Annotated in this window: 23 protein-coding genes and 2 pseudogenes; 7 read left to right on the forward strand and 18 right to left on the reverse strand. The window is 74.1% G+C overall.

The window, feature by feature from the left end; all coding sequences use genetic code 11:
• Positions 1 to 147: 147 nt before the first annotated feature.
• The 4 genes and pseudogenes from ACH54P_RS08190 to ACH54P_RS08205 all read right to left on the reverse strand — a co-directional run bounded on the left by ACH54P_RS08190 (position 148) and on the right by ACH54P_RS08205 (position 2,685).
• A complete protein-coding gene (locus ACH54P_RS08190) occupies positions 148 to 789 on the reverse strand; it encodes a TetR/AcrR family transcriptional regulator (RefSeq protein ID WP_489911731.1) in 642 nt (213 codons plus the stop codon).
• Between the two features lie 41 nt (positions 790 to 830).
• Positions 831 to 1,466 (reverse strand): alpha/beta hydrolase fold domain-containing protein, encoded by a 636-nt coding sequence (locus ACH54P_RS08195; protein ID WP_489916357.1) that lies wholly within the window; start codon positions 1,464 to 1,466, stop codon positions 831 to 833.
• Positions 1,352 to 1,615, reverse strand: a pseudogene (locus tag ACH54P_RS08200) (alpha/beta hydrolase fold domain-containing protein); the annotation flags it as partial. The pseudogene ACH54P_RS08200 and the gene ACH54P_RS08195, both read right to left, overlap by 115 nt.
• A gap of 98 nt (positions 1,616 to 1,713) precedes the next feature.
• Positions 1,714 to 2,685, reverse strand: a complete 972-nt coding sequence (locus tag ACH54P_RS08205) for an SDR family NAD(P)-dependent oxidoreductase (protein WP_489911732.1) — start codon at positions 2,683 to 2,685, stop codon at positions 1,714 to 1,716.
• Positions 2,686 to 2,858: 173 nt separating this feature from the next.
• On the opposite strand from ACH54P_RS08205, the gene ACH54P_RS08210 reads away from it, so the two are divergent.
• The 3 genes from ACH54P_RS08210 to ACH54P_RS08220 all read left to right on the forward strand — a co-directional run bounded on the left by ACH54P_RS08210 (position 2,859) and on the right by ACH54P_RS08220 (position 4,918).
• A complete protein-coding gene (locus tag ACH54P_RS08210; RefSeq protein WP_489911733.1) occupies positions 2,859 to 3,275 on the forward strand; it encodes a DUF6010 family protein in 417 nt (138 codons plus the stop codon).
• A 21-nt stretch (positions 3,276 to 3,296) separates the two neighbouring features.
• On the forward strand, positions 3,297 to 3,506 hold the full coding sequence (locus tag ACH54P_RS08215; RefSeq protein ID WP_489911734.1) for a hypothetical protein: 210 nt from the start codon (positions 3,297 to 3,299) through the stop codon (positions 3,504 to 3,506).
• Positions 3,507 to 3,604: 98 nt separating this feature from the next.
• The gene (locus ACH54P_RS08220) at positions 3,605 to 4,918 is read left to right on the forward strand and encodes a jacalin-like lectin (protein ID WP_489916359.1); all 1,314 of its coding nucleotides are present in this window, start codon (positions 3,605 to 3,607) and stop codon (positions 4,916 to 4,918) included.
• A gap of 1 nt (position 4,919) precedes the next feature.
• Here the strand turns inward: ACH54P_RS08220 and ACH54P_RS08225 are convergent, their stop codons facing one another.
• Positions 4,920 to 5,069 carry a hypothetical protein gene (locus ACH54P_RS08225; RefSeq protein WP_489911735.1) on the reverse strand — a complete coding sequence of 50 codons (150 nt, stop codon included), beginning with the start codon at positions 5,067 to 5,069 and terminating at the stop codon, positions 4,920 to 4,922.
• Between the two features lie 268 nt (positions 5,070 to 5,337).
• On the opposite strand from ACH54P_RS08225, the gene ACH54P_RS08230 reads away from it, so the two are divergent.
• Complete coding sequence (locus tag ACH54P_RS08230; RefSeq protein ID WP_489911736.1) at positions 5,338 to 8,070, forward strand: AfsR/SARP family transcriptional regulator; 2,733 nt, start codon at positions 5,338 to 5,340, stop codon at positions 8,068 to 8,070.
• On the opposite strand, the gene ACH54P_RS08235 is transcribed toward ACH54P_RS08230, so the two are convergent.
• The gene (locus tag ACH54P_RS08235; protein ID WP_489911737.1) at positions 8,067 to 9,260 is read right to left on the reverse strand and encodes an MFS transporter; all 1,194 of its coding nucleotides are present in this window, start codon (positions 9,258 to 9,260) and stop codon (positions 8,067 to 8,069) included. The genes ACH54P_RS08230 and ACH54P_RS08235 overlap by 4 nt on opposite strands.
• 68 nt (positions 9,261 to 9,328) lie before the next feature.
• Between ACH54P_RS08235 and ACH54P_RS08240 the strand changes: the two genes are divergently transcribed.
• The gene (locus ACH54P_RS08240; protein ID WP_489911738.1) at positions 9,329 to 10,312 is read left to right on the forward strand and encodes an ArsR/SmtB family transcription factor; all 984 of its coding nucleotides are present in this window, start codon (positions 9,329 to 9,331) and stop codon (positions 10,310 to 10,312) included.
• A gap of 1 nt (position 10,313) precedes the next feature.
• Here the strand turns inward: ACH54P_RS08240 and ACH54P_RS08245 are convergent, their stop codons facing one another.
• The 7 genes from ACH54P_RS08245 to ACH54P_RS08275 form a co-directional block, all read right to left on the reverse strand.
• A complete protein-coding gene (locus ACH54P_RS08245; RefSeq protein ID WP_489911739.1) occupies positions 10,314 to 11,540 on the reverse strand; it encodes a hypothetical protein in 1,227 nt (408 codons plus the stop codon).
• Positions 11,541 to 11,601: 61 nt separating this feature from the next.
• Positions 11,602 to 12,417, reverse strand: a complete 816-nt coding sequence (locus tag ACH54P_RS08250) for an HpcH/HpaI aldolase/citrate lyase family protein (RefSeq protein ID WP_489911740.1) — start codon at positions 12,415 to 12,417, stop codon at positions 11,602 to 11,604.
• The gene (locus tag ACH54P_RS08255; RefSeq protein ID WP_489911741.1) at positions 12,414 to 13,622 is read right to left on the reverse strand and encodes a CaiB/BaiF CoA transferase family protein; all 1,209 of its coding nucleotides are present in this window, start codon (positions 13,620 to 13,622) and stop codon (positions 12,414 to 12,416) included. The genes ACH54P_RS08250 and ACH54P_RS08255 overlap by 4 nt, the downstream gene beginning before the upstream one ends.
• A complete protein-coding gene (locus ACH54P_RS08260; RefSeq protein ID WP_489911742.1) occupies positions 13,619 to 15,487 on the reverse strand; it encodes a formylglycine-generating enzyme family protein in 1,869 nt (622 codons plus the stop codon). Before ACH54P_RS08260 ends, ACH54P_RS08255 begins: the two co-directional genes overlap by 4 nt.
• Entirely contained in the window at positions 15,484 to 16,395 is a 912-nt protein-coding gene (locus ACH54P_RS08265; protein WP_489911743.1) for a ribokinase, read from the reverse strand. Before ACH54P_RS08265 ends, ACH54P_RS08260 begins: the two co-directional genes overlap by 4 nt.
• Positions 16,392 to 17,690 carry an ADP-ribosylglycohydrolase family protein gene (locus ACH54P_RS08270; RefSeq protein ID WP_489911744.1) on the reverse strand — a complete coding sequence of 433 codons (1,299 nt, stop codon included), beginning with the start codon at positions 17,688 to 17,690 and terminating at the stop codon, positions 16,392 to 16,394. The genes ACH54P_RS08265 and ACH54P_RS08270 overlap by 4 nt, the downstream gene beginning before the upstream one ends.
• Positions 17,687 to 18,025 (reverse strand): ADP-ribosylglycohydrolase family protein, encoded by a 339-nt coding sequence (locus ACH54P_RS08275; RefSeq protein ID WP_489911745.1) that lies wholly within the window; start codon positions 18,023 to 18,025, stop codon positions 17,687 to 17,689. Before ACH54P_RS08275 ends, ACH54P_RS08270 begins: the two co-directional genes overlap by 4 nt.
• Before the next feature lie 15 nt (positions 18,026 to 18,040).
• On the opposite strand from ACH54P_RS08275, the gene ACH54P_RS08280 reads away from it, so the two are divergent.
• Positions 18,041 to 18,286 carry a hypothetical protein gene (locus ACH54P_RS08280; protein ID WP_489911746.1) on the forward strand — a complete coding sequence of 82 codons (246 nt, stop codon included), beginning with the start codon at positions 18,041 to 18,043 and terminating at the stop codon, positions 18,284 to 18,286.
• Here ACH54P_RS08280 and ACH54P_RS08285 read toward each other — a convergent pair.
• The 5 genes and pseudogenes from ACH54P_RS08285 to ACH54P_RS08305 form a co-directional block, all read right to left on the reverse strand.
• Positions 18,208 to 18,810: pseudogene (locus ACH54P_RS08285) on the reverse strand (ADP-ribosylglycohydrolase family protein); the annotation flags it as partial. The gene ACH54P_RS08280 and the pseudogene ACH54P_RS08285 sit on opposite strands and share 79 nt — an antisense overlap.
• Positions 18,811 to 18,853: 43 nt before the next feature.
• Entirely contained in the window at positions 18,854 to 20,131 is a 1,278-nt protein-coding gene (locus ACH54P_RS08290) for an ABC transporter substrate-binding protein (protein ID WP_489911747.1), read from the reverse strand.
• 40 nt (positions 20,132 to 20,171) lie between these two features.
• On the reverse strand, positions 20,172 to 20,999 hold the full coding sequence (locus tag ACH54P_RS08295; RefSeq protein ID WP_489911748.1) for a carbohydrate ABC transporter permease: 828 nt from the start codon (positions 20,997 to 20,999) through the stop codon (positions 20,172 to 20,174).
• Positions 20,999 to 21,940, reverse strand: a complete 942-nt coding sequence (locus tag ACH54P_RS08300; RefSeq protein ID WP_489911749.1) for a carbohydrate ABC transporter permease — start codon at positions 21,938 to 21,940, stop codon at positions 20,999 to 21,001. The genes ACH54P_RS08295 and ACH54P_RS08300 overlap by 1 nt, the downstream gene beginning before the upstream one ends.
• On the reverse strand, positions 21,937 to 22,941 hold the full coding sequence (locus ACH54P_RS08305; RefSeq protein ID WP_489911750.1) for a LacI family DNA-binding transcriptional regulator: 1,005 nt from the start codon (positions 22,939 to 22,941) through the stop codon (positions 21,937 to 21,939). The genes ACH54P_RS08300 and ACH54P_RS08305 overlap by 4 nt, the downstream gene beginning before the upstream one ends.
• A gap of 162 nt (positions 22,942 to 23,103) precedes the next feature.
• Between ACH54P_RS08305 and ACH54P_RS08310 the strand changes: the two genes are divergently transcribed.
• Entirely contained in the window at positions 23,104 to 23,880 is a 777-nt protein-coding gene (locus ACH54P_RS08310; protein WP_489911751.1) for a TIGR01458 family HAD-type hydrolase, read from the forward strand.
• The last annotated feature ends 8 nt before the right edge of the window (positions 23,881 to 23,888 follow it).

The raw sequence follows: 23,888 nt of genomic DNA on the forward strand, positions 1-23,888 counted from the left end.
CGACGGTCACCCGCGCCCGGCGGTGCGGTGATGGACCACGATCGGCGCGCCGCCCCCACCGGGCGATCGGGGAGGCCCGGCGCGCTGGGAGTGCTCGCCGCGCGGCCACCCACCGGTGCGACCCGAGAAGGCGCGGGCCCGGCCCGGTCAGGAGGCGGGGGTCACCGGGGCCAGGAGGAGGCCCGTGATCGCGTCGATCAGGCCCGTTCCCGCGTCGTCCCAAGTGGCTCTTGGCGTCTCCGTCCCCTCCGCCAAGGCGCGCTCGCGCTCCGCCGTCATGTGGATCATCAGCTGGCGGGCCATGTCGCCGCGCTCGGCGCGGACCTCGGCCGGGAGGCCGTCCAGGCAGCGGTACAACCCGTCGACCGCGCGGGCGAGCGCCGGGGACGACAGCGACTCCTCCACGACGATCGCCCGGAGGGCCGGGTCGGTCATCACCTGGGCGCTGAACCGGGCGAACCACGTCGGGGCGCCCAGCTCCTGCAGGTAGCTCGTCGTCGGCCGGACCAGGCAGGCCACCCAGTCGCGCAGCTCGGCGGTCGCTTCGACGCCCTCGACGAACTCCTCGCGCAGCCGTTCGATCCGGGAGAAGTGCTTGCGGGCGACCGCGCGGACCAGGTCGGTCTTGGTGCCGAAGTGGTAGTTGACCGCGGCGTTGTTGCCCTGCCCGGCGGCCTCGCTGATGTGCCGGTTGGACACCGCGTGCACCCCGTGCTCGGCGAACAGCCGCTCCGCCGTGACGAGGATGCTCTCCCGCGTGGCACTCGCGCGGTCCGTCTTCACGTTCATCCAACCCACCCGGTCACCCTGATCACCTGCCGGCCCCCACCTTACGGAGCCGCCCACCGGAACCGTCCCAGCCACTCCCGGGCGGCGGCGACGTAGTGCCGGCTGAACCCGGTGTCCGGCGCCCAGGCCTCGAACCCGTGCGGCCCGCCGGGCGCGACGTGGAACGCCGTCTCGACGCCCGCCGCGCGCAGCCGCCGGGCGTATCCGGCGGCTTCGTCGTGGAACAGGTCGACGTCGCCGACGCCGATCCACGTGGCCGGCAGCCCGGCCAGGTTCTCCCGCCGCGCGGGCACGGCGTACAGCGGCACGACCGGCGCCCCCGGTTCGGTCCCGAGGTAAGCGCGCCGGCCGAAGCGGTTGAGGCGGTTGTCCCAGACCCGGTGGCCGGCGCGGTCGAGCTCGCGCCGGGCGGCCGTGCGGTCGTCGAGCACCGGGCAGAACAGCCACTGCGCGCGCGGCCGCTCCCCCTCGTCGTGCAGGCGCTGGACGAGCGCCGCCGCGAGCCGCCGCCCGCGCTCTGCCCGCCGACCACGAGCCGGTCGGCCGGGACGCCGGTGCGCAGGGACGTCCAGGCGGCGTGGCAGTCGTCGAGCGCCGCCGGGTACGGGTCTTCCGGGGCGAGGCGGTACTCGGCGGACACCACCGTGATGCCGAGTCCGCGGGCCGTCTCGGCGCAGAACCGGTCGTCCTGGACCGCGCCGCCGATGACCAGGCCGCCGCCGTGGATCCACAGGAGGGTCAGGTCGGACCGCGCCACCCGCGGCCGGTGGAGGCGCAGTCCCGGGCGCAGCTCGAGGTCGACGTCCGGGACCGCCGCGGGCCGCATCCGCGCGGTCGCCGCCCGCACCAGGCGCCGCACCCAGGCCCGCTCCGGCGGCAGCCGCCGGACCCTGCCGCGCAGCTCGGGCGTCACCTCGGCCGGGTTCACTGCACCGACCAGCCGCCGTCGGAGGGGAGCACGGCGCCGTTGACGTTCACGCTGTCGTCGCTGAGCAGGAAGGTGATCGAGGCCGCCAGCTGCTCTGCCGTGGCGATCGGCGGGACGAGCCCGAGGAACTCCCCCACCCGCCGCTGCCCGAATTCCGACGGCTCCGCGTGCGGCCCCATCCCGGTCGCGACCCCGCCGGGCGCGACGGCGTTGACGCGGATGCCCTGCGGGCCGTACATGAAGGCGCAGCTGCGGGTGATCCCGACGACGGCGTGTTTCGAAGCGGTGTAAGCGATTCCGGCGGCCGACCCGCGCAGCGCCGCTTCGGAGGCGACGTTCACGATCGCGCCCGCGCCGGCTTCGAGCATCGCCGGGACGACGGCGCGGATGAGCCGGAACGTCCCGTCGACGTTGACGGCGAAGACGCGCCGCCACAGCTCGTCGCTCACCTCGTGCGCCGGCGAGAAGTCGTCGACGACGCCGGCGACGTTGGCCAGCCCGTCGACGCGCGGGCCCGCGGCGGCCAGTACCCGCGCCACCCCGGCCGCGTCGGTGATGTCGGCCGGCACCGCGACCAGGTCCGGGGCGCCGAGGCTGGCGGCGAACTCGTCCAGCCGGTCCGCCGAGACGTCGACGGCGACGACCCGGCCGCCTTCGCGGGCGATGCGGGACGCCGTCGCCCGGCCGATGCCGGAGGCGGCGCCGGTGACGACGACCGTCCGGCCCTCGAACGGCCGGGCACGATCCGCTCGCGCCGGCCGGCCCGCTCGGCGCCGGGTGCCGGGACGACGCCGTGGTTCGCGCGCGCCACGAGGTCGTCGACGACGTCCTGGGCCAGCCGCCCCTGGCTCAGCGCGACCATTTGCTGCAGCGGCAGCAGGCGGATCGGCGCGAGGACGGTCTCGTCGACCCCCGCCTCGGCGAGCAGGGCGCGGATGAGCGGGCCGCCCTCGGGGTGCGTGACCCACTCGCCGATCGGGGTGTCCGCCGTGAGCGGGTCCGTGGTGGTCATCCCGCCAGCGTACCCCGGATTAAATCACTTGCTTGAGTCCAGTGCTTTAAACCGCGTGGCGAGAATCCGGTGGAGTGTGGCAGAACAGCCACTGGCCGCGCGGCGGGCCGGTTCCTAGCGTCGTCGACCATGATCGAAGTTCTGGCGCCGATCCTGGTCGGCCTGCTCTACGTCGTGCTCAACTCCCTGATCCCCGAGCCGCACCGGCGGAAGTTCAACGCCGTGATGATCGGCGGCGCCGGCGCGGCCTACTTGTCCGGCGGCGCGTTCGGGCCGGGGGAACTGGCGTTCTGCGCGGTGATGACCTACGTCGCGTTCCGCGGGCTCGATTCGTGGACGTTCATCGGCATCGGCTGGCTCCTGCACACCGGCTGGGACGTCGTCCACCACCTGAAGGGCCAGCCGATCCTGCCGTTCGCCCACGATTCGTCGTTCGGCTGCGCGCTCTGCGACCCGGTCATCGCGATCTGGTGCTTCACCGGCGGCCGGTCCGTCGTCGGACGGCTCCGCCGGGTTGGCGCACCGGAGCCACGGGTACCCCGGTGACCGCCGACCCGAGGAGCCGCCATGAGCGCCGACAGCACCGCCGTCGAACGCGCCGCGCACGCCTACTGCCCCCGCTGCCACCCCGATCCACGGCCGGGCGACGTGCTCGTCGCGTTGTGCGGGGCCCGCCACCCGTACTGGGGCCGCCGCGAGCGGCCGGTGAACACGTGCCCCGCCTGCGTAGCCCTGGCTTCGGCCTCCGTCTACGCGTGTGGCCACCCTGGTGCGTAGGGCGGTTGTGTGAGCGCGAACAACGGGCTAACGTGAGAATCCTTCATGATTCTGGCTGTTCCCGCTCCCCGCCCGGAAGGAACACCGCCTTGCGCCGAGTGTGCAGCGTCCTCGCGACGGCCGCGCTGGCCGCGTCCCTCCTCGCCGCCACCGCTCCCGCCGCCCAGGCGGCAGGCGGCACCTTCGCCGTGTTGTCGTACAACGTCGCCGGCCTGCCCGAAGGGATCTCGAGCGCGCCCACCCCCCGCGCGCCGAGCACGACCGCGATCGGGCAGCGGCTGGGGCCCTACGACGTGGTGCACGTCCAGGAGGACTTCAACTACCACGCGAACCTCTACGCCGCCGACACCCACCCGTACCGGACGCCGACGAGCGGCGGCGCCGGGATCGGCAGCGGCCTCAACACCCTCTCCGCCCTCGCCTACGACAACCTCGAGCGCGTCCGCTGGACGTCCTGCCAGTTCGACTCGGGCGACTGCCTGACCCCGAAGGGCTTCACCTTCACGCGGCTCCGGCTCGCCGAAGGCGTCTACGTCGACGCGTACAACATCCACACCAACGCGGGCACGTCCGACGGCGACCTGGCTTCGCGGGCCGCGAACCTCAAGCAGCTCACCGCGTTCATCGCCGGCCACTCGGCGGGCAACGCCGTGCTGGTCATGGGCGACACCAACACGCGCTACACGCGGGCCGCCGACACCATCCGGGCGTTCGCCGCCGACAACGGCCTCACCGACGCGTGGGTCCGGCTCGAACGCGGCGGTGTCCCGCCCGCCGCGGGCAGCGATGCCCTCGTCTGCGACGAAAGCGCGGTCACCAACGCCTGCGAAGTCGTCGACAAGGTGCTCTACCGCGGGAACAAGCTGATCTCCCTCGACGCGACGTACTACAACAACGAGCACAACGCGTTCCTCGACGCCTCCGGCAAGATGCTGTCGGACCACGATCCGGTCACCGTGCGGTTCGGCTGGTCGGCCGACCCCGCGTTCCGGCTGAGCGACCCGTTCGGCGGCCCGCACGGCACGTCGTTCACCGACCTCGACCGCGTCCCGGCGGGCGGCCGCGCGACGGCGCTCACGCTGAGCGCGGGATCACGCGTCGACCGCGTCGGGCTCACGCTGGCCGACGGCACGGCGCTCGCGCACGGCGGAACCGGGGGCACCGCGCGGACGTACCCGCTCGCGGACGGCGAATACGCGGTCTCCGTCCGGTTGTGCCGCGGCAGTCACGGCGGCCACACGCGGATCTTCTCGGCCGCCTTCACGACCAACCTCGGCGGCACGCTGGCCGGCGGCACGGCGACGGCCGACTGCGCCACGGCCACCGCCCCGGACGGCTGGCAGATCGCCGGCTTCCACGGCCGCGCCGGCGACGAGGTCGACCGGCTCGGGGTCGTCTACACCCGCCGCTGAACTACCCCGCCGCCTCCCATCGACGCGCCGGGACCATGATCAGGAACTCCCGGCGCGACACCTGGATCGTGCGTTGCCGGCCGCCGGGCGTCACCGTCGTCGCGGCTCGCACCACCGCGACCGATACCGGGACGGCCCGGAACTCCGGCACGCCGGCCCGGTTCACCCCGGCTGGGGCGATCCGGGCCGCCGGGTGGGGTCCGGCGAGACCTCGGCCGGTGCGGGGCGCGTCGCGACGGGAACCACCGCCGATACGGCCAGTGTGACGAGCGGGACCCAGGCCCGGATCCTCCTGCGCATGTTTCCTCCCGGCTGCGGCTCGGTGCCGTCGCCGACACCCTCGCGGGCGGATCGTGTGTAATCCTTGCGAGGTTTCTGCATCGCGCTGGTGCGGCGGGCCGCAGGGGAGGTGGTCGGCGGTGTTGTGCCTGCTCGGAGAGGTCACCGTGCGGGACGGCGGCGAGCCGGTCGACCTGGGACCGGCCCGGCAGCGGTGCGCGCTCGCCGCGCTGGCGGTCGAAGCCGGCCGGGTCGTCGCGGCGGACCGGCTGGTGGACCGGGTCTGGGGCGCCCAGGCGCCGCGGCGGGGCCGGGCGACGCTGTACAGCTACCTTTCGCGCCTGCGCCAGGCGCTGGCCGGCGCGGACGGCATCGCGATCGAACGGCGGTCGGGCGGTTACCTCCTGACGACGGCGACCGGCGCGCGGCCGGCCGTCGACCTGCACCGGTTCCGTGAACTGTGCGCGGCCGCGCGGGCCGCCGCCGACCCCGCGGAGGCCACCCGCGCACTCACCGAAGCGCTGGCCCTGTGGCGGGGCGAGGCGCTGACCGGACTCGACGGCGAGTGGGCCGACGCCGAACGGGAGCGCCTCGGCCAGGAGCGGCTGGCCGCGCAGCGGGACCTGGCCGACGCCCGGCTCGCGCTCGGCCACGGTGACCGGCTGGTCGCCGAGCTGGCCGCGCAGGCCGGCGCCCACCCGCTGGACGAACGCGTCGCCGGCCAGTACATGACGGCCCTGCACCAGGCCGGCCGCACCGCGGACGCCCTCGCGCACTACCGGCTGGTGCGCGCGCGGCTGGCCGGGGAACTCGGCACCGATCCGGGCGCGGCCCTGCAGCAGGTGCACAGCCAGCTCCTGACCGCGCCCGCGGCCGGGCTGCGGGACGGCCTGCCGCCCCGCCAGCTGCCCGCCGCGCCCCGGCCGTTCGTCGGCCGTTCCGCCGACCTGGCGCAGCTGGACGCGGCCCTCGACGCGGGCGGCACCGTGGTCGTCTCGGCCATCGCCGGGGCGGGCGGGATCGGCAAGACCTGGCTCGCCCTGCACTGGGCCCACCGGCACGCAGACCGGTTCCCCGACGGGCAGCTGTTCGTCGACCTGCGCGGGTTCGGCCCGGACAGCGCGCCGATGGACCCGGCGGCGGCCATGCGCGGCCTGCTCGACGCGCTGGGCGTCGAACCGCACCGCATCCCGCTCGACCCGCACGCGCGGGCGGCCCTGTTCCGGGGCCTGGTCGCCGGGAAGCGGCTCCTGCTGGTGCTCGACAACGCCGCCGACACGCAGCAGGTGACGCCGTTGCTGCCGGGCAGCGACACCTGCACGGTGCTGGTGACCAGCCGCTTCCGGCTCACCGGCCTGATCACCGGGCACGCGGCCCGGCACCTGTCGCTCGACGTGCTGACCGGCGGCGAGGCGCGGGCCCTGCTCACCGACCGGCTCGGCGCGGCCCGCACCCGCGCCGAGGACGCGGCGGTGGAGCGGCTGATCGCGCTGTGCGGCGGGTTCCCGCTCGCGCTGAGCATCGTGGCCGCGCACGCCCACACCCGGCCGCACCGGTCACTGGCCGCGCTCGCCGACGAGCTGCGCGACCACGGCCTCGGCGCGCTGGCCGACGACGACCCGACCGCGAGCCTGCCGGCCGTGCTCTCGTGGTCCCACGACGCGCTGACCCCCGCGCAGGCGACCGCGTTCGCGCTGCTCGGCGTGGCGCCCGGGCCCGACATCGGCCTCGCGGCCGCCGCCGCCCTCGTCGGCGCGCCCGTGCCGGAGACCCGGCGGCTGCTGCTCGGGCTCGAACAGGCGTCGCTGCTCGGGCAGGACGCCCGCGGCCGGTACCGGATGCACGACCTGATCCGGCGGTACGCCGCGGACACGGCGGGCCGGCTGCCCGCGGGCGCGGTCGCCGCCGCGGTCCGCCGGGTGGCCGACTTCTACCGGCACACGGCGTTCGGCGCGGACCGGCTGGTCAACCCGCACCGCGCGCCGATCACGCCCGCACCGCCCGTCTCGGGCGTCACGCCGGAGGTCCTGCCGGACGACCGGGCCGCCATGGCGTGGTTCGACGCGGAGCACCGCTGCCTGCTGGCCGCGCTCGACGTCGCCGGCGCGGCGGCGTGGGACCTGGCCTGGGCGCTGGAGACCTTCCACCGGCGGCGCGGGCACCTGCGCGACCGGCTCGAGGCCTGGCGGACCGGCCTGGCCGCGGCCGAGCACGGGCTCGGCCCGGCCGACCACATCCTGACCCACCGGCTCCTCGGCCGCGCGCACGCCGATCTGGGGCGGCACGACGAGGCGATCGGTCACCTGCACCAGGCGCTCGCCCTGGCCCAGCAGCACGCCGACGCCGTCAACGAAGCCCACACCCACCGGACCCTGGCGGCCGCGTGGGACACCGGCGGCGAACCGCGGAAGGCGTACGACCACGCGGTGCAGGCGCTGCGGATCTGCCGCGCCCTGGACGACCCGGTGTGGGAGGCCGGCGCGCTCAACGCGGTGGGCTGGTACGCCGCGCAGCTGGGCGAGTACGACGAGGCCCGCGAAAAGTGCGAAGCGGCGCTGGAGCTGTTCCGCCGCCACGACGCGGCCGAGGGCCAGGCGACGACGCTCGACAGCCTGGGCTACATCGCCCACCGGACGGGCCGCCACGCCGAGGCGGTCGGCCACTACCGCGCGGCGCTGGCCCTGCTGCGGGGCATCGGTTCGCGGTACGAGGAGGCCGGGACCCTGGACCGGATCGGGCACGCCTACGCCGCGCTCGGGCAGCACCAGCGGGCTCGCGAGGTGTGGGAAGAGGCGCTGGAGCTGTACCGGCGGCAGGGCCGTGACGAAGAGGCCCGGCAGATCGAGCGGCAGCTGCCGTCCACAGAGGACTAAGGCCTGCGTCCGGCCGGGGACAGCGCGCGGACCAGCACGGGAAGCGCCACCACCAGCGCGGCCCCGCGCACCCCGGCCGCCAGCAGGGAGGGCGCCCGCAACCCCAGCCCGTGGGCCACCAGCCCGCCCGTCAGGGTGCCCAGCGGGATCAGGCCCCATCCCAGCAGCCGGTACACGCCGGTGACCCGGCCGAGCAGCGCCGACGGCACCAGTTCCTGCCGGACGCCCACCGTCACGAGGTTCCAGAGCGTCGTGACGAAGCCGTTCACCGCGAGGAACACGCCCAGCAGCACCGCGTTCGGGCTCAGGCCGATGCCCGCGAACGCGCCGACGTTGACGGTCAGCGCGGTCACGAGCGCCGGCAGTGCCCCGATCCTCGCCACGATCCGGGCGTTCACCAGGCCACCGAGGACGCTGCCCAGCGCCGCGCCGGCGAGCAGCACGCCGTAGCCGCCCGCGCCGAGGTGGACGACCTGGGTCGCGAACAGGACCAGCGTCGCGGTGGCGAGCTGCCCGCAGAACGTGTTGACGCCGAGCAGGAGCGCGAGCGTGCGCAACAGCCGGTGCCGCAGGAGCCAGGCCAGGCCGTCCCGGACGGCGGAGCGGGCCGGCACGCCCCGGGCGCGCCGGGACAGCGTCGCCACCAAGGCGGCGGACAGCGCGAACGAGACCGCGTCGAGCCCGAACGGCAGGGCCGCCGCCACGCCGAACAGCAGGCTGCCGAGCGGCGGCCCGGCGAACTGCCGCGTGATCGTCGTGATCGCCTGCTGGTGGCCGTTCGCCCGCGGGAGCGACGGCTGCGCGACGAGGTCGGGCAGGATCGCCTGCGCCGCGGTGCCGAAGACGACGTCGCCCGCGCCGAGCCCGAACGCCGTCACGACCAGGACCGGGACGCCGGCCGCGCCGCGGGCGGCCAGGACGGCCGTCGCCCCGGCCAGCACGGCTTGGAAGGCCTGCGCGCGCCACATCAGGGTGGCCCGGTCGTGGCGGTCGGCGAGCGCCCCGGCGGGCAGCGACAGCAGCAGCCACGGCAGGTACGCCGCCGTCGCGACGAGGGACACGAGCCGCGGGTCGTGCGTGACCGTGACGGTCAGGAGGGGCACCGCCGCCGTGAACGCGCCGGTGCCGAGGTTGTCGATGCCGGTCGCCCACCAGAGCCGCCGGAAGGGCCGGGCGTCGCTGCGCGTCATTCCCGGAATCCTTCGGTCCGGGCGCGGGAACGGGACAGCGTTTAGCGCCCGGCTACATACTCGAGGGCATGGCACTGACGATCGAGCTCGGCGTGGCCGAGCTGGCGGCGACCCGGTTCGCGATCTCGCCGCTGTCGGAAACCGTCGCGTGCCTCCAGCAGCTGGCCGGGCGCGACCGGCAGGCGGTGCACCTGCCGTGGCTGCGCTGGGCAGAGGACGAGCTCGCCCGCGCACCGCTGGAGCTGCCGTGGACGTGGCCGCTGCTCGTGAGCGACCGGCCCAACTGGCCGGAGTTCCTCGTCCCCGCACCGAAGAACCCGGGTCCGTCCATAGAGGACGACCTGGCCGCGCTGCGCCGCACGACCGCCCGCCAGGTGCGGACCAGCCTCGGCCGCGTGTTCGGCGGCGAGCTCACCGGGACCGCCGCCGAACTCGCCGCCCGCCCGGCGGCCGGGCTGAAGGCGATCGCCGCCGAACTGCGCGCGGCGCACGACCGGCTGGTGGCGCCGCACTGGCCGCGGATCCGGGCGGTGCTCGACGCCGACGTGGCGCACCGCGCCCGCCTGCTCGCCGCGGGCGGCAGCGCCCGGCTCTTCACCGGCCTGCACCCGGACCTGCGCTGGCGCGACGGCCGGGTCCTGCTGACCGGCGACCGCTGGCGGGCGGACCAGGTGGTGCACCGCGGCCCCGGCGGGCTGGTCCTCATCCCCGTCGTGCTCGGCTCGCCGTACGTGCTGATCAAGAAGAGCACCTCCACGCAGACCACGGTCCGCTACCCGGCCCGCGGCCGCGGCGCCCTGTGGACGGCGGGCACCCGGCCACCCCCGGCCGCCACGACCCGGCTCCTCGGCCGGGCCCGGGCGGGGCTCCTCGAAGCGCTCCGCTCCCCCGCGACCACGACCGACCTGGCCCGGGCGCTCGGCGTCACGCCCAGCGCCGTGTCCCAGCACCTGGGCGTCCTGCGGGAAAACGGGCTGGTCGAGCGGGAACGCTCCGGGCGCCAGGTCGTGTACCTGATCACGGCGCTCGGAGCCTCCCTGCTCGACCGGTAGCTCAGCTCAGCGAGGTCAGCGGCACCGCGAACACGGAGCGGCCGCAGGTCTGGCCCTGCGCCTTGCAGTCCGCCGTCGACCACTCGGACTGGGACCACACCAGGCCCGTCGACCAGTCGTACGTCAGGGCCTCCGGGTGGACCGCCCAGCAGGCCGTAGTCGTGCCGCAGGTGGCCGAGGTGCTTGCCGTGGTCGTCTGGCCCCAGAGCTGGCCGTTGATCGTTGCCGAGCTGTGGGCCACGTACCACTTGCCGTTGTGGGACAGCACGCCCTGCATGTTGCCCACGGAACTGCGGTACGCCTCGGACGCCGTCCCGGTCAGCAGGTAGTCCGTGCCCATCGGGTAGCGGTAGAGGCGGCCGTGGAGGCTCTGGTCGGAGAAGTACTCCGTCGTCACGATCGACGCCGGGGTGGTGCTGCGGTCCAGCGACATCGACGAGAAGCACGGCACGCCGGTGTCGGACGCCATGCTGCACGTGCCGCCCGCGTAGGTGTAGTAGCCGACCTGCATCATCGCGTACTTGTACGTGTACGCGGCATACCCGCCGGAGGTCTTGCCGATCGCGTTCGACGTCGTGTCGGTCAGCTGCAGGATGTGCTTGGTGCTGAACACGCGGATCGCGGTCGACGTGCTGCCTTCGGCCGTCACGTAGATCTTGTCGCCGTACCAGGCCATCCCGCCCATGTGCGCCTGCGCCGCGGAGAAGCTGCTGCCGGTGCTGTTCGGCACGGCCAGGTAGAACATCCGGTACGACGGCGACGCCGGGTCGTCGTAGTTGATCGCCTGGATCCGCGCGTCGTTGTAGCGGCCGAGCGCGTCGGTGCCGTGCCAGCCGGACAGGATGATCCGGTCCGCGCCCCACATCCCGTCGTCGTCGGCGTCGCCGGAGGTCGTGATGCCCTGCGGGCTCCACGTCGTCGTCCCGGCGCGGTCGGCGTCCCAGCACATCGACTTCGTGGCCACCGGCGCCTTCGGCAGCGCGGCCTTCTCCGCGGTCGTGCAGCCGGTCATCGCGTAGCTGGTGTCGTTGACGACGGTGTTGAGGCTGACGTTCGGCAACGCGCTGTCCAGCGCGGTCAGCGCCGCGGCCGGCGTGGCGTGCCACACCAGGCCCTGCTTGGCCGTCGTCGTCAGCGGATCGCTGTAGGCGGCACTCGCCGTGCCGGTCAGGGTCAGCGCGCCGGCCACCACGGCCAGCGCGAGAAGGAGCACCTTCGGAATTCGCATGACGGCATTGCCCCACACCCCGGTCCAAATTCCGTACACCGGCGGTTGTACGGCTCTTGTATCAGTCGGCGAGGGAAAGCACGGTCCGCGCCTGTTCCACCATGGCGACGTCGAGGAAGGTCCCGTCCGGCAGGGCGATCGCGCCGACTCCGGCGGCGGTCGCGCCGGCGACCCGCGCGAGGACTTCGCGCGCCCGCGAGACCTCCTGCGGGGTCGGCAGGAACGCGGCCCTGATCGTTTCGAGCTGGACCGGGTGGATCGCGGTCCGGCCGCGGAACCCGAGCGCGCGGCCCGCGCGGCAGGACGCCGCCAGCCCGTCGAGGTCACGGACGTTCGCGTACGCGGACATCGCGGGCGGGGCGAGGCGCGCCGCCCGCGCCGCGACGACCACACGGCTGCGGGCCCAGCTCAGCCCGGCGTCGTCGGCCACCCCGAGGTCCGAGCGCAGGTCGGCCTCGCCGAGCCCGATCGACGCGACCGCCGTCGACGCCGTCGCGATCTCCAGCGCCCGCTCCACCCCCAGCGCCGACTCGATCAGCGGGTGCAGCGCCCGGCCCGGCAGCACCCGGGCCACGGCCAGGACCTCGTCCGGCGTCTCGGCCTTCGGCAGCCGCACGCCCACCGCCGGCGGCAGCCCCGCGACCGCCGCGACGTCGGCGTCGTGCCACGGGGTGCTCGGGTGGTTGACGCGCACCTGCACCGGACGCGCCGGCGACGCGAGCAGCTCCAGGACGTTCTCCCGGGCTTCGTCCTTGCGCGCCGGGGCGACCGCGTCCTCGAGGTCGACGAGCACGACGTCGGCCGCGGACGCCAGGGCCTTGCGCACCCGGTCCGGCCGGTCGGCGGGCGCGTAGAGGAACGTCAGCGGCGGGCTCACACCGCACCCCGCTCGCGCAGTTCGGCCACGCGCTCCGGCGAGAACCCGAGCTCCTCCAGCACGGCGTCGGTGTCGGCGCCGTGCGGCCGTCCGGTGAAGCCGATGACGCCGTCGTGGCCCGACAGCCGGAACAGCGGGCCCTGCATGAGCATCGGCCCGAGTTCGGCGTCCTCGATCTCGTGGATCGTGCCGAGCGCGCGGAACTGCGGGTCCTCGACGATGTCGGCGGCGTCGTAGACGGGCGCGACGGCCGCCTGCGCCGTTTCGAACGCGGCGACAACCTCGTCGCGGGTGCGCTGCCCGATCCACTTGCCGACGGCTTCGTCGAGCTCGTCGGCGTGGCGGGCCCGGTCGGCGCCGCTGGCGAACCACGGCTCGTCGGCCAGGTCCGGCCGCCCGACCAGCCGCACCACCCGTTCCGCGACGGACTGGGCCGAAGTGGACACGGCCACCCACTGGCCGTCGGCGGTCCGGTAGGTGTTGCGCGGAGCGTTGTTGGTCGACCGGTTTCCGGTGCGCGGCTGCACGGTGCGCAGCTGGTCCCAGCGCGTGATCTGCGGGCCGAGCATGGCCAGCATCGGCTCGATGATCGCGGTGTCCACGACCTGCCCGCGCCCGGTGCGCTCGCGCGCGGCGAGCGCGACCATGATCGCGTACGCCGTGGCCAGGGACGCGACGCCGTCGGCGAGCCCGAACGGCGGGAGCGTCGGCGGGCCGTCCGGCTCCCCCGTCGTGGCCGCGAACCCGCTCATCGCCTCGGCGAGCGTGCCGAAGCCCGGCCGGGTCCGGTACGGCCCGAACTGCCCGAAGCCGGTGACGCGGGCGAGCACGAGCCGCGGGTTCCAGTCGGCCAGTTCGTCGTAGCCGAGCCGCCAGCGTTCGAGGGTGCCGGGGCGGAAGTTCTCGATCACGACGTCCGCCGTGGTGGCCAGCGCGAGGAACACCTCGCGGCCGCCTTCGCTGCCGAGGTCGGCCGTGACCGTGCGCTTGTTCCGCCCCAGCGTCTTCCACCAGAGGTTGACGCCGTCCTTCGCGGCGCCGTGGGTGCGCGAGGGGTCGGGTTTGCGCGGGTGCTCGACCTTGATCACCTCGGCGCCCATGTCGCCCAGGTGCATCGCGGCCATCGGGCCGGCGAAGAGCGTGGACGCGTCGACGACGCGCAGCCCGGCGAGGGCGCCGGCGGCGGGATCGCGGGAGACGCTCACGCCGTCACCTCCCAGGCGCACCGGAAACCGACCGTCGCGCTGCGGGCGAGTCCCAGCCCCGGCAGGAGGAGCTTCACGGTGTATCCGGGCTCCTTGACCCCGCCTTCGACGTACCACTCGGAGCCTTCGGCGCGGTGATCGCTGCCGCCCTTGAGCATGACGAACCGGGTCCGGCCGTCGGAGTGTTCGCTTTCGGTCCAGTTCCACACGGCGGGGGTGCCGCGGCGCAGCTTCTCCCCCGCCAGCTGCCATTCGTCCTCGGTGGGCAGGCGCCCGCCCCGCCACGCGCAGTACGCGCGGGCGTCGTCGAGGTCGACGTAGGTCACCGGCTCGTCCGGCGCTCCCGGGTGCGCGAGGAACCGGTGCGGGCAGGCGGGCCGGTAACCGGTGGCGGCGACGAACTCGGCGAACTGCGCGTTCGTCACCTCGGTGGCCGCGACGGCGACCGGCGTGGCCAGCTCGCACTCGCGCTGCAGCGTGCGGGCGTCGTGCAGGCGCGGCGGCAGCGGCTTCCATTCGTCCACGTAGGGCGCTCCCTGGTACATGCCGGTCTCGCGGGCGCGGTACCGCACCGTGAGCACGTACGGCCCGGCCGGGACGACGACGGCGTCCGCCTCGGGTTCGCCGGAAGTCCGTTGTGGAGCGACCCGGGTGGCGAGGCGGTGCGGGAACCGGGCGTCCGGATCGTGGGGCAGCGCGGGCAGGTCCGGCAGCCACCCCCGCACCGCGGCGCCGATCCCCCGGGCCGGTACCCCGCCGAGGAGGTCGGTTCCGGGCAGCGGGCCGTGGTAGTCGGTGTCCCCGCGGTTGACCAGGGTCCACAGGGTCCGGCCGTCGAGTTCCCAGCTCGACGCGTACACGCCCGCGGCTTCCGCTTCGGGTGGCAGCTCGGCGAGCGGGGTCCAGGCGCCGTCGAGCAGCAGGTCCGCCGCCGCGCGCTGGACCGTGACCATCCGGCGGACGGTGGCGGCGTCGCGGCGCGACCAGCCGACCCAGACGCCGAAGACGACTTCCCACACCATGACGCCGACGCCGTTGAGCCAGGCCGACTGCAGCTCCTCGCTGTGGTCGCGGTGCCAGCGGCGGACGTGGTGCTGCATGTGCCGCCGCTCGTACCAGTGGGCGCGCAGGACACCCGGGACGGGCGAGTCGGCGAAGAACTGGGCCCACGACGCCGCGTGGTCCTCGATCCGCTCGACCGGCAGCTTCGACTCGCCTTCGAGCACGATGCCGGGCCGGGCGGCTTCGAGGCGGTCGACGAAGTCCGGCTCGGCCTTCTTGAGGGTGTCCAGGAAGACGCCGTCCGCCTTCAGGTCGGCGACCAGTGCCGCCAGCTCGGTGAGGTCGTCGCCGCCGCGGCGGGTGCCGACGTCCCAGGGGTTGTAGTCGACGAAGACGTGCAGCCCGGCTTCGTGCAGGTGCTCGACGAGGCCGGTCAGCCCGGGGACGTCGCGGTAGAAGTCCCACTGGTTGCGGTCGTCCAGGCCGATCACCGGGTAGGCGTGCCACAGCACGACGGCGTCGAGGCCGCCGAAGCGGTGGCGCGCGTCGGCGAGGAACCGCTCGGGCGTGAAGCGGTGCTCGTCGAAGGAGTAGAGCAGCTCGTCCCACAGCCACACCTGGGCGACCGTGTGGCAGGTCGCCGCCCAGGCCGCGCCCGGGCGTTCGTAGGCGGCACCCGTGTAGCCGTGCCGGCTTCGGGCGTCTTCACGCCATTCGCGGAGTCTCGCGCGCCACGCGGGCCGGTCGGCCGGGTCGGCGGGCGCGGCGAAGATCTTCGCCTCGTCCAGGCCGGTCAGGGGGCCGCGCACCTCGGTGGGCCGGTCGATCGGCCGCGGGACGAGCGGGTCGAACGCGTAGGTCATCGGGTCTTCCCTCCGAGCGCGGCGACCTCGTCGGCGGCGGGGACGGCGGCCTGCGCGCCGGGGCGCGTCACCGCCAGCGCGCCGGCGGCGGCCGCGAGCCGGGCGGCTCCGGCGAGATCGAGGCCCCGGGCCAGCGCGGCCGCGAGCACCCCGCAGAACGTGTCGCCGGCCCCGGTCGTGTCCACCACGTCCACGCTGAACCCGGTGACGCGCACCGGTTCGTGGTCCCGGCGGAGCACCACGCAGCCTTCGCCGCCGAGGGTGACGACGACCGCGGGCACCCGCTTGAGCAGTTTTTCGGGCTCGCCCGCGAGGTCGGCGGCCTCGTGCTCGTTCACGACGAGCACGTCCACGACGTCCCACAGCGAGTCCGGCAGCTCCCGCGACGGCGCCGCGTTGAGGATCACCAGCGCACCCGGCCGGCGGGCCGCGGCGGCGGCCGCCACGACGTCGAGCGGGATTTCCAGCTGGGCCAGCACGACGTCGGCTTCGGCGATGCGCCCGGCCTGCGCGGCACCGATCCGGACGTGCTCGTTGGCGCCGGGCGCGACGACGATCGCGTTCTCGCCGTCCGGGGAGACGGTGACGAACGCGGTGCCGGTGGGCGCGTCGGCCCGCTCGACGAGGTCGGTGCGGACGCCGGCGCCGCCGAGCGAGACGAGGAGCAGGTCGGCGGCCTCGTCCTCGCCGAGGGCGCCGACGAACGTCGTTTCCGCTTCCCCGGCCCACGCGGCCGCGACGGCCTGGTTGGCGCCCTTGCCGCCGGGACTGCGGCGCAACCGTCCACCGAGGACGGTTTCGCCCGCCTTCGGCGGCCGGGGCACGTCCACGGCCAGGTCGACGTTCGCCGAACCGACGACGACCACCCGCCCGGTGGCGCGGACGCCGGACGCCGAGGGGCCGGTCATCGCCCGGCCTCCGCCAGTGCCGCCGTGCGCGCCGCGAGGTCGGTCATCCGCCGCTCGCCGCCCGGCAGCGAGGTCGCGATCCGGCCGTCCAAGGGTTTGCTCCAGTACTCGCCGACCCCGCTCACCGCGCCCACCACGCCCCCGACCGTCGCGGCCGCGGAGTCGGTGTCCCAGCCCGCGGTGACGGCGATCGAGATGCTCGGCCCGAACTCCCCGCCGCCCGCGGCGAGGGCGTACGCGATCACCGCCGCGTTGTTGAGCACGTGCACCCAATGCAGGTGCCCGTACGCCGCGTGCAGCCGGTCGAGTCCGCTTCGGACATCTCCCGCCGAAGCCGCGTCCCGGCCGAGCCGGATCGCCGACTGCAGGGCACAACCAGGCGGGACCACCGTCTCCGCGGCGTCGAGAACGTCCTCCACCGTGTCGCACACCATCGCCGCCGAAGCGAGCGCGGCCGCCCACATCGCGCCGTACACACCGTTGCGCGTGTGGCTGAGCCGGGCGTCCGTCCACGCCAGCCGCGCGGCACCGCGGACGTCACCCGGCGACACCCAGCCGAACACGTCGGTGCGGATGAGCGCGCCGATCCACTCGCGGAACGGGTTCCGGTACGTCGCCGTCTCGGGCACGGGCCGCGCGTCGAGGAGGTTGCGGTAGGCCGCGCGCTCCGCGGTGAACACGCGGCCCGCCGGGAGGTTGTCCAGCCACAGCTGCGCGACGTCCTCGGTGGTGAACTCCCGGCCGTGCGCCTCCAGCAGCTCGAGGGCCAGCATCGGGTAGTTGAGGTCGTCGTCCTCGGGCATCCCGTCGATGTTCTCCTCCAGCGAGGTCGGCGCCGAACGACGGTTCCACGGCCACCGCCCGGCGACGTCGTCCGGCAGCCCTGCCGCGGTGAACCACCCGGCGAGCGGCCAGCGGCCGGTCGCCCGCAGGATCTCCTCGATGCCCTCCCGCGGGATCTTCTCCACGGGCTTGCCGAGCAGGCACCCGGCCGCGCGGCCGGTCCACGCGGCCGGCTCACGGCCGCGGGAGCCCCGAGGCAGCGCAGGCGCCGGAGGCAAGGCCAGCTCGTCCCAGGAAGGCTCGGCGACCGGCGCCTCGAGCTCGTCCAGCAGCTCCCGGGCCAGCGCGCGCAGCGACGGTGCCCCGGGGCCGGCGCCGCTCACGGCGGGGACGGGGTCGCCGCCCGCCTCGATCCACCGCGCCCGCACCGCGGTGACGTCCTTGCCCTCCGCCGCGGACTGCACCAGCTCGTGCGGGAGCAGGTCCTCGGGCTGGGCCCAGGTCAGCCTCACGCCGTCTCCTCGAGGAAGGCGACCCGGGCCAGCGCCCGCTCCCGGTCCGCGCGGAGGATGTCGGCGGCCGCCGAAGCCAGCAGCTGCCCGGTCTCCCGCAGGTCCATCCGGCTGGCCTCGCCGATCTCGTCGACCCAGTCCTTCGGCACGACGGCGGTTCCGCCGAGCCCGGCGCAGATCGCCGCCGCCATGACGGCGATCGAGTCGGCGTCCCGGCCGTAGTTGACGGCCGCCAGCACGGCGCCCCGGAAGTCGCCCCGGTGCGCGAGGACGAACGCCAGCGCGGCGGGCAGCTCCTCGATGGACTTCGTCCGCGACGGGCGCCGCGCGTCCATCGACATCTCCCGGTAGTGCGGCCCGACCGAGTCGAACGGCGCGACGGTCTCCCGGACGAGCGCGGCGAGCGCCCGCTCTTCGTCGTCGGTGGCCGGGGGACGGACCGGCCACCGAACTCGTCCACGACGGCCCGCAGCGCCGCCACGGTCCCGTCGTGGGCCACCGCGAGAGCAGCCGCCACGACGTCGTCGAGCGAGGCGCCCGGCGCGACGGCGGCCGCCACCATCGCGGCCAGCACGCCCGCCGCCTCGCGGCCGTAGCTCGACTGGTGCGCGCCGGTGAGGTCGATCGCCTCGGCGTAGGCCGCCCGCGGGTCACCCGCGTTCACCACCCCGACCGGGGCGACGTACATCGCCGCGCCGCAGTTGACCACGTTGCCCACGCCCGCTTCGCGCGGGTCGACGTGTCCGTAGTGGAGTCTCGCGACGATCCACTTCTCGGCGAGGAAGACCCGCTGCAGCAGCAACGCGGTCGACTCCAGCTCCGGCACCCAGCGCGGCTCACCGATCATGAGCGGCACCAGGTCCTCGGCCATCGCGTACGCGTCGAGGTGCGCGCGGCGTTTCGCGTACACCTCGACGAGCGCCCGCGTCATGAGGGTGTCGTCGGTGACGTGCCCGTCGCCCTTGTGGTACGGGGCGATCGGGCGGGCGGTCCGCCAGTCGGGGTACCACGGCCCGACGACGCCGGTCACCCGGCCGCCGTGCCGCTGTTCGATCTGCTCGGGCGTCCACCCTTCGGTGGCGCCGCCGAGGGCGTCCCCGACGGCCGCACCGGTGATCACCGCGACGGCCCGGTCTTCCAGCCAGGTCAAGAATCTGCTCCGTTCACTTGCTGACGCTCTTCCAGCCGTCTTCGAGCTGCTTCGCAAGCCCCGCCGCGTCGATCTTCTGCGCGAGGAACTGCTGGTACGCCGGGGTCGCGACGGTGTCCTTCCACTGCGCGTACTTGCCGGCGAACAGGTAGGGCGCCGACGTCAGGTACTCACCGGAGGCGAGGATCGCGTTCCAGCCGTTCTTCGTGCCGAGCTTGGTCGTGAGCGCCTGCCGCGCCGACGTCGTCGGCGGGATCAGCGCGTCCGCCTCGTTGATCGCGGCGAGGTTCTCCGTGCCGGTGAAGAAGTCGACGAACTCCGCGGCTTCCTTGACGTGCTTCGAGTCCTTGTTCACCGAGAGGGTCTGCGGGTTGGCGGCCTGCGCGGGCCCGGCCGAGCCGGCCAGCGGCGGCAGCACGACCCAGTCGAAGCCCTTCGGCGCGTCCTTCGCGATGTTGGCCGCCTGGTAGGAACCCTGGACGGTCATCGCGATCTGGCCGGCGTAGAACGGCGCGAGCGCCTTCGTCCCGGACTGCGTCAGTGTGACCGGCAGGATCGAGTGGTCCTGGTGGGCCATCGCGTCCACCAGCTGCGGCAGCGCCTGCTCGCCCTGGCCGACCGACAGCGTCGCGTTGTTCCCGCTGCCCTGGAAGTACTTCCCGCCGAACCCGGGTGCGAGGGCGACGAACGCCGCCGTCGGGCTCGACAGGCCCCAGCCGAGGCCGAACCTGCCGTCCTTCGTGGTCGCCTTGGCGATCTCGCGCAGCTGGTCCCAGCTCATCGTGGCGCCGGTCGGGATCGTGACGCCGGCCTGCTGCAGCTGGGTCTTGTTCGCGAAGACCACATAGGACTGCAGCTCGGTCGGGACGGCGATCACCTTGCCGTCGACGGTCACCGAGTCCAGCACGCCCTTCGGGATGTCGGCGCGCTTCTGCTCCGGCAGGTACTGCGTCAGGTCCGCGAGGTAGCCGTCGGCGGCGAACGGCGCGATGCCGGCCGCCTCGTAGTGCACGACGTCCGGCGCGGAACCGGCGTTGAACTGGGTGATCAGCTTGTCGTAGACGCCGTCCCAGCCCGCCTGCACGATCTTGACCTGCACGTCCGGGTGCGCCTTGTTCCAGTCGCCGACGATCTTCTGCGTCGCCGCGATCGCGGCGGGCTGGTCGGACAGGGACTGGAAGGAGAGGGTGACCGGCCCGTCGCCGCTGTCCCCGCTGCCGCCACCGCACGCGGTGAGCAGGAGGCCGGCGGCCGTCAGGAAGGAGGCGGCAATCATGCGTCGTGTCTTCATCGACCGACCTTTCGAACATTCTCTGGTGGGGTAAGGAAAGTCATCCCTTCACCGCCCCGGCCATCAGGCCGCTGGTGAGCTTTCTCCGCAGGATGCTGAAGAAGACGATGCTGGGGATGGCGGCGAGCACGGCGCCCGCGGCGAGCGGGCCGAGGGCGACCTTGCCCTCCCCGCCGACGAACATGTTGAGCGTGATGGGCAGGGTGTAGTTCTCCGGCGACTGCAGCAGCACCAGCGCGAAGAAGAATTCGTTCCACGACGAGACGAAGCTGAACATCGCGGTCGCGACGACGCCGGGGGCGAGCAGCGGGAACACGATCGTGCGCAGCACGGTCAGCCGGCTCGCGCCGTCCATCGCCCCGGCCTCCTCGAGCTCCACCGGGATCGCGGCGACGTAGCCCTGCAGCATCCACAGCGCGAACGGCAGCATGTACGTCGTGTGCACCAGCGTCAGGCCGGCGAGGTTGTCGGCCAGGCCGAGGGTCCGCAGGATGAGGAACAGCGGCAGGATGATCAGCACCACCGGGAACACCTGGCTGACCAGGATCCAGCCGACGCCGGCCGCCCGCACCTTGCCCTTCAGCCGGGCCAGCACGTAGGACGCGGGCACGGCGATGACGACCGACAGCGCGGTGGAGGCCAGCGCCACCACGAGGCTGTTGCCGGCGGACCGGAGCAGGCCCTGCTTCCGCAGCGCTTCCGTGTAGTTGTCCCAGTGCCATTCGCTCGGCAGCAGGCTCACCGTCAGCGAGTTGAGCTCGCCCGACGACTTCACCGACGCGGAGATCAGCCACAGCAACGGGAAACCGAGGAACAGGATGTACAGCGCGAGGGCCACGTACTGGGCCGGGCGTACCAGAGTTCGCATCAGCGCCCCTTCACGGCGCGGTCGTCGCGGAACTGCGACCGCAGGTACACGGCGAGGATGAGCACGACCACGACGACGAGCACGAGCCCCATCGCGGCGGCGTAGCCGATCTCGCGGTTCTTGAAGGCTTCGAGGTAGATGAACAGCACCGGGACCATCGTCTTGCCGCCCGGTCCCCCCGCGGTGAGCACGTAGACCAGCGAGAACGAGTTGAAGTTCCAGATGAAGTTGAGCGACGTGATCGACGTGACGATCGGCCGCAGGCTCGGCCACGTCACGGCGGTGAACCGCCGCCACGCGCCCGCGCCGTCCACCGACGCGGCCTCGTGCAGCTCGGCCGGGATCTGCTGCAGGCCGGCCAGGAGCGTCACGGTCGTCTGCGGCATGCCGACCCAGACGCCGACGACGATCACGGCGGGCAGCGCGGTCGAGAAGTCGCCGAGCCAGTTGACGTCGTCGGGCAGCCCGACGCTGCCGAGGAAGGCGTTGAGCGGGCCGCCGTTGGCCGAGTAGATCATCTGCCACATGATCGCGACGACGACCGGCGGCATCGCCCACGGCACGAGCGCGAGCACCCGCGTCAGGCCCTGCAGCCGCAGCCCGGAGTTCAGCAGCAGCGCCAGGCCCATCGCGGCGGCCAGTTGCAGCAGCGTGACGCCGACGGTCCAGATCATCCCGATCCGCAGCGAGTCCCAGAACAGGTCGTTGCCGACGAGCTTCGTGAAGTTGTCGACCCCGGCGAAGGCGTAGTCCGGATGGCGCACCAGGCGGGCGTCGGTGAACGCCAGGAAGATCCCGACGACGAGCGGCGCGACGCTGAGCACGAGGATCGGGATCAGCGACGGCAGCACCAGCGCGATCGCCTCGCGCCGCCGGGTGCGGGCCAGCGCGGGCGTCCGGCGCGGCTTCGCCGACGGCGGGCGGGTCAAGGTCGCGGTCATCGCGCACCCCCGGTCGACTCGCGCACCCGCAGCTCCGGGCCGACGGCGACCTGCTGGGCTTCGTGGTCCGGGTCGTCGGTGAGCCGGAGCATGATCCGCGCGGCCGCGCGGCCGCGTTCGGTCGAACCGAGGGACACGCTGGTGAGGCTGGGCTGGAAGACGCGGCCGAGCTCCGTGTCGTCCATGCCGGTGACGGCGACGTCCTCCGGCACGGACAGCCCGAGTTCGCGGACCGCGCGGATGGCCCCGATCGCGAGCAGGTCGTTCGCCGCGACGAGCGCGTCCAGGCTTTCCCGGGCCAGCAGGGTCCGGGCGGCGTCGAGCCCGGCGGTCACCGTGAAGTCGGCGGCGACCTCCTGGTCGACGCGGTCGAAGGCGACCGCTCCGGCGGCGGCGTCGAACCCGCGCTGGCGCGAGGCACCCGGCGTGGTGTCGAGCGGGCCGTTGAGGAAGCCGACGCGGCGGCGGCCGATCGCGTGCAGGTGGCGGACCGCCTCGCCGATCCCGCCGGCCGAGTCGGTGGAGACCGAGCTGATGCCCCGGTCGTCCATCGCCCGCCCGATCACGACAACCGGGACGGGCGCTTGCTGGATCTCCCGGATCAGCCGGTCGTCGGTGCGCAGCGGGCTGACGATCATGCCGTCGACGAACCCGCTGTTGAGGCTGCGCACCAGCTCGGTCGTCGACGTGGCCGTGTCGCCGGTGGTCATCACGACGACCCGGTAGCCGTGCGGCTCCAGGACTTCGTGGATGGCCCGCATCATCTCGACGTAGACGGGGTTGCCGATGTCCGCGACCGCGAAGGCGACCTGGAAGGTCTTCTTCAGCCGCAGCGACCGCCCGATCGCGTCCGCGCTGTAGCCGAGCTCGGCGGCCGCGGCGCGGACCCGCTCGACCATCGCCTTGCTCGCCCCGGTCCCGTGCAGCGCGCGGGAGGTCGAGGCCAGGGAGACCCCGGCGCGCTCGGCCACCTGGAGCAGCGTGGCGCGTGTTGACGTCATCGTCGCTTCTACCTCGGGTATGGGGTTGGAAACGTTTCCAGGTCCGGGAGGAGTAATTGGAAACGTTTCCAATCGGATTAATCCCGATACTGACACCCGCCGAGCGGCCGTGTCAACACAGCACGGAGAGCACCGGGGCGGTCACGCGGTACCGTCGGCACCATGGCCGTGCGCGCGGTACTGCTCGACATCGACGGCGTCCTCACCGTTTCCTGGGAGCCGCTGCCCGGCGCCGCGGACGTCGTCGCCGAGCTGCGCCGCCGGGAGGTTCCGTTCCGGCTCGTCACGAACACGTCGTCGCGGACGCGCCGCGAGATCGCGCGGCTGCTCGCGGACGCCGGGATGGACGTCGGCGCCGGCGCGGTCCACACCGCGGTCTCCGCCGCCGCCCGCCACCTCGCGGAGCACCACGCGGGGGCGCGGGTGCTCGTGGTCAACGACGGCGACCTCCGCGCGGACCTGGAGGGCGTGGCCGTCGTCACCGGCGACGCCGACGTCGTCCTGCTCGGCGGGGCCGGGCCCGCCACCGGCTACGAGCAGTTCGACCACGCGTTCCGGCTGGTGCTGGCCGGCGCGCCGCTGCTGGCCCTGCACCGCAACACGCGCTACCAGACGGCCGAGGGCCCGGCCCTGGACATGGGCGCGTTCCTGACCGGCCTGGAAGCGGCGACCGGCACCGAGGCGACGGTGATCGGGAAACCGTCGGCCCCGCTGTTCGACGCCGCGCTGGGCGACCTCGGCGTGGCCCGCGAGGACGCTGTGCTGGTCGGCGACGACATCGACGCCGACGTGCGCGGCGCCCAGGCGCTCGGGATCACCGGGGTGCTGGTGCGCACGGGCAAGTTCCGCGAGGAGGACCTGGCCCACGGCGCCCCGGAGCCGGACCACGTCGTCGACGACGTCCGCGCGCTGCCCGCCCTGCTCGACCGGCTGTCCTGAAGCCGCCG

It is taken from the genome of Amycolatopsis sp. N2S4-7 (assembly GCF_058119595.1).

Bases quoted from the DNA above. Each gene is read 5' to 3' on its own strand.
- ACH54P_RS08300 (WP_489911749.1), bottom strand. From the start codon at position 21,940: ATGACCGCGACCTTGACCCGCCCGCCGTCGGCGAAGCCGCGCCGGACG.
- ACH54P_RS08310 (WP_489911751.1), top strand. From the start codon at position 23,104: ATGGCCGTGCGCGCGGTACTGCTCGACATCGACGGCGTCCTCACCGTT.
- ACH54P_RS08245 (WP_489911739.1), bottom strand. From the start codon at position 11,540: ATGCGAATTCCGAAGGTGCTCCTTCTCGCGCTGGCCGTGGTGGCCGGC.
- ACH54P_RS08295 (WP_489911748.1), bottom strand. From the start codon at position 20,999: ATGCGAACTCTGGTACGCCCGGCCCAGTACGTGGCCCTCGCGCTGTAC.
- ACH54P_RS08265 (WP_489911743.1), bottom strand. From the start codon at position 16,395: ATGACCGGCCCCTCGGCGTCCGGCGTCCGCGCCACCGGGCGGGTGGTC.
- ACH54P_RS08210 (WP_489911733.1), top strand. From the start codon at position 2,859: ATGATCGAAGTTCTGGCGCCGATCCTGGTCGGCCTGCTCTACGTCGTG.
- ACH54P_RS08235 (WP_489911737.1), bottom strand. From the start codon at position 9,260: ATGACGCGCAGCGACGCCCGGCCCTTCCGGCGGCTCTGGTGGGCGACC.
- ACH54P_RS08260 (WP_489911742.1), bottom strand. From the start codon at position 15,487: ATGACCTACGCGTTCGACCCGCTCGTCCCGCGGCCGATCGACCGGCCC.
- ACH54P_RS08275 (WP_489911745.1), bottom strand. From the start codon at position 18,025: ATGGACGCGCGGCGCCCGTCGCGGACGAAGTCCATCGAGGAGCTGCCC.
- ACH54P_RS08215 (WP_489911734.1), top strand. From the start codon at position 3,297: ATGAGCGCCGACAGCACCGCCGTCGAACGCGCCGCGCACGCCTACTGC.
- ACH54P_RS08240 (WP_489911738.1), top strand. From the start codon at position 9,329: ATGGCACTGACGATCGAGCTCGGCGTGGCCGAGCTGGCGGCGACCCGG.
- ACH54P_RS08305 (WP_489911750.1), bottom strand. From the start codon at position 22,941: ATGACGTCAACACGCGCCACGCTGCTCCAGGTGGCCGAGCGCGCCGGG.
- ACH54P_RS08190 (WP_489911731.1), bottom strand. From the start codon at position 789: ATGAACGTGAAGACGGACCGCGCGAGTGCCACGCGGGAGAGCATCCTC.
- ACH54P_RS08290 (WP_489911747.1), bottom strand. From the start codon at position 20,131: ATGAAGACACGACGCATGATTGCCGCCTCCTTCCTGACGGCCGCCGGC.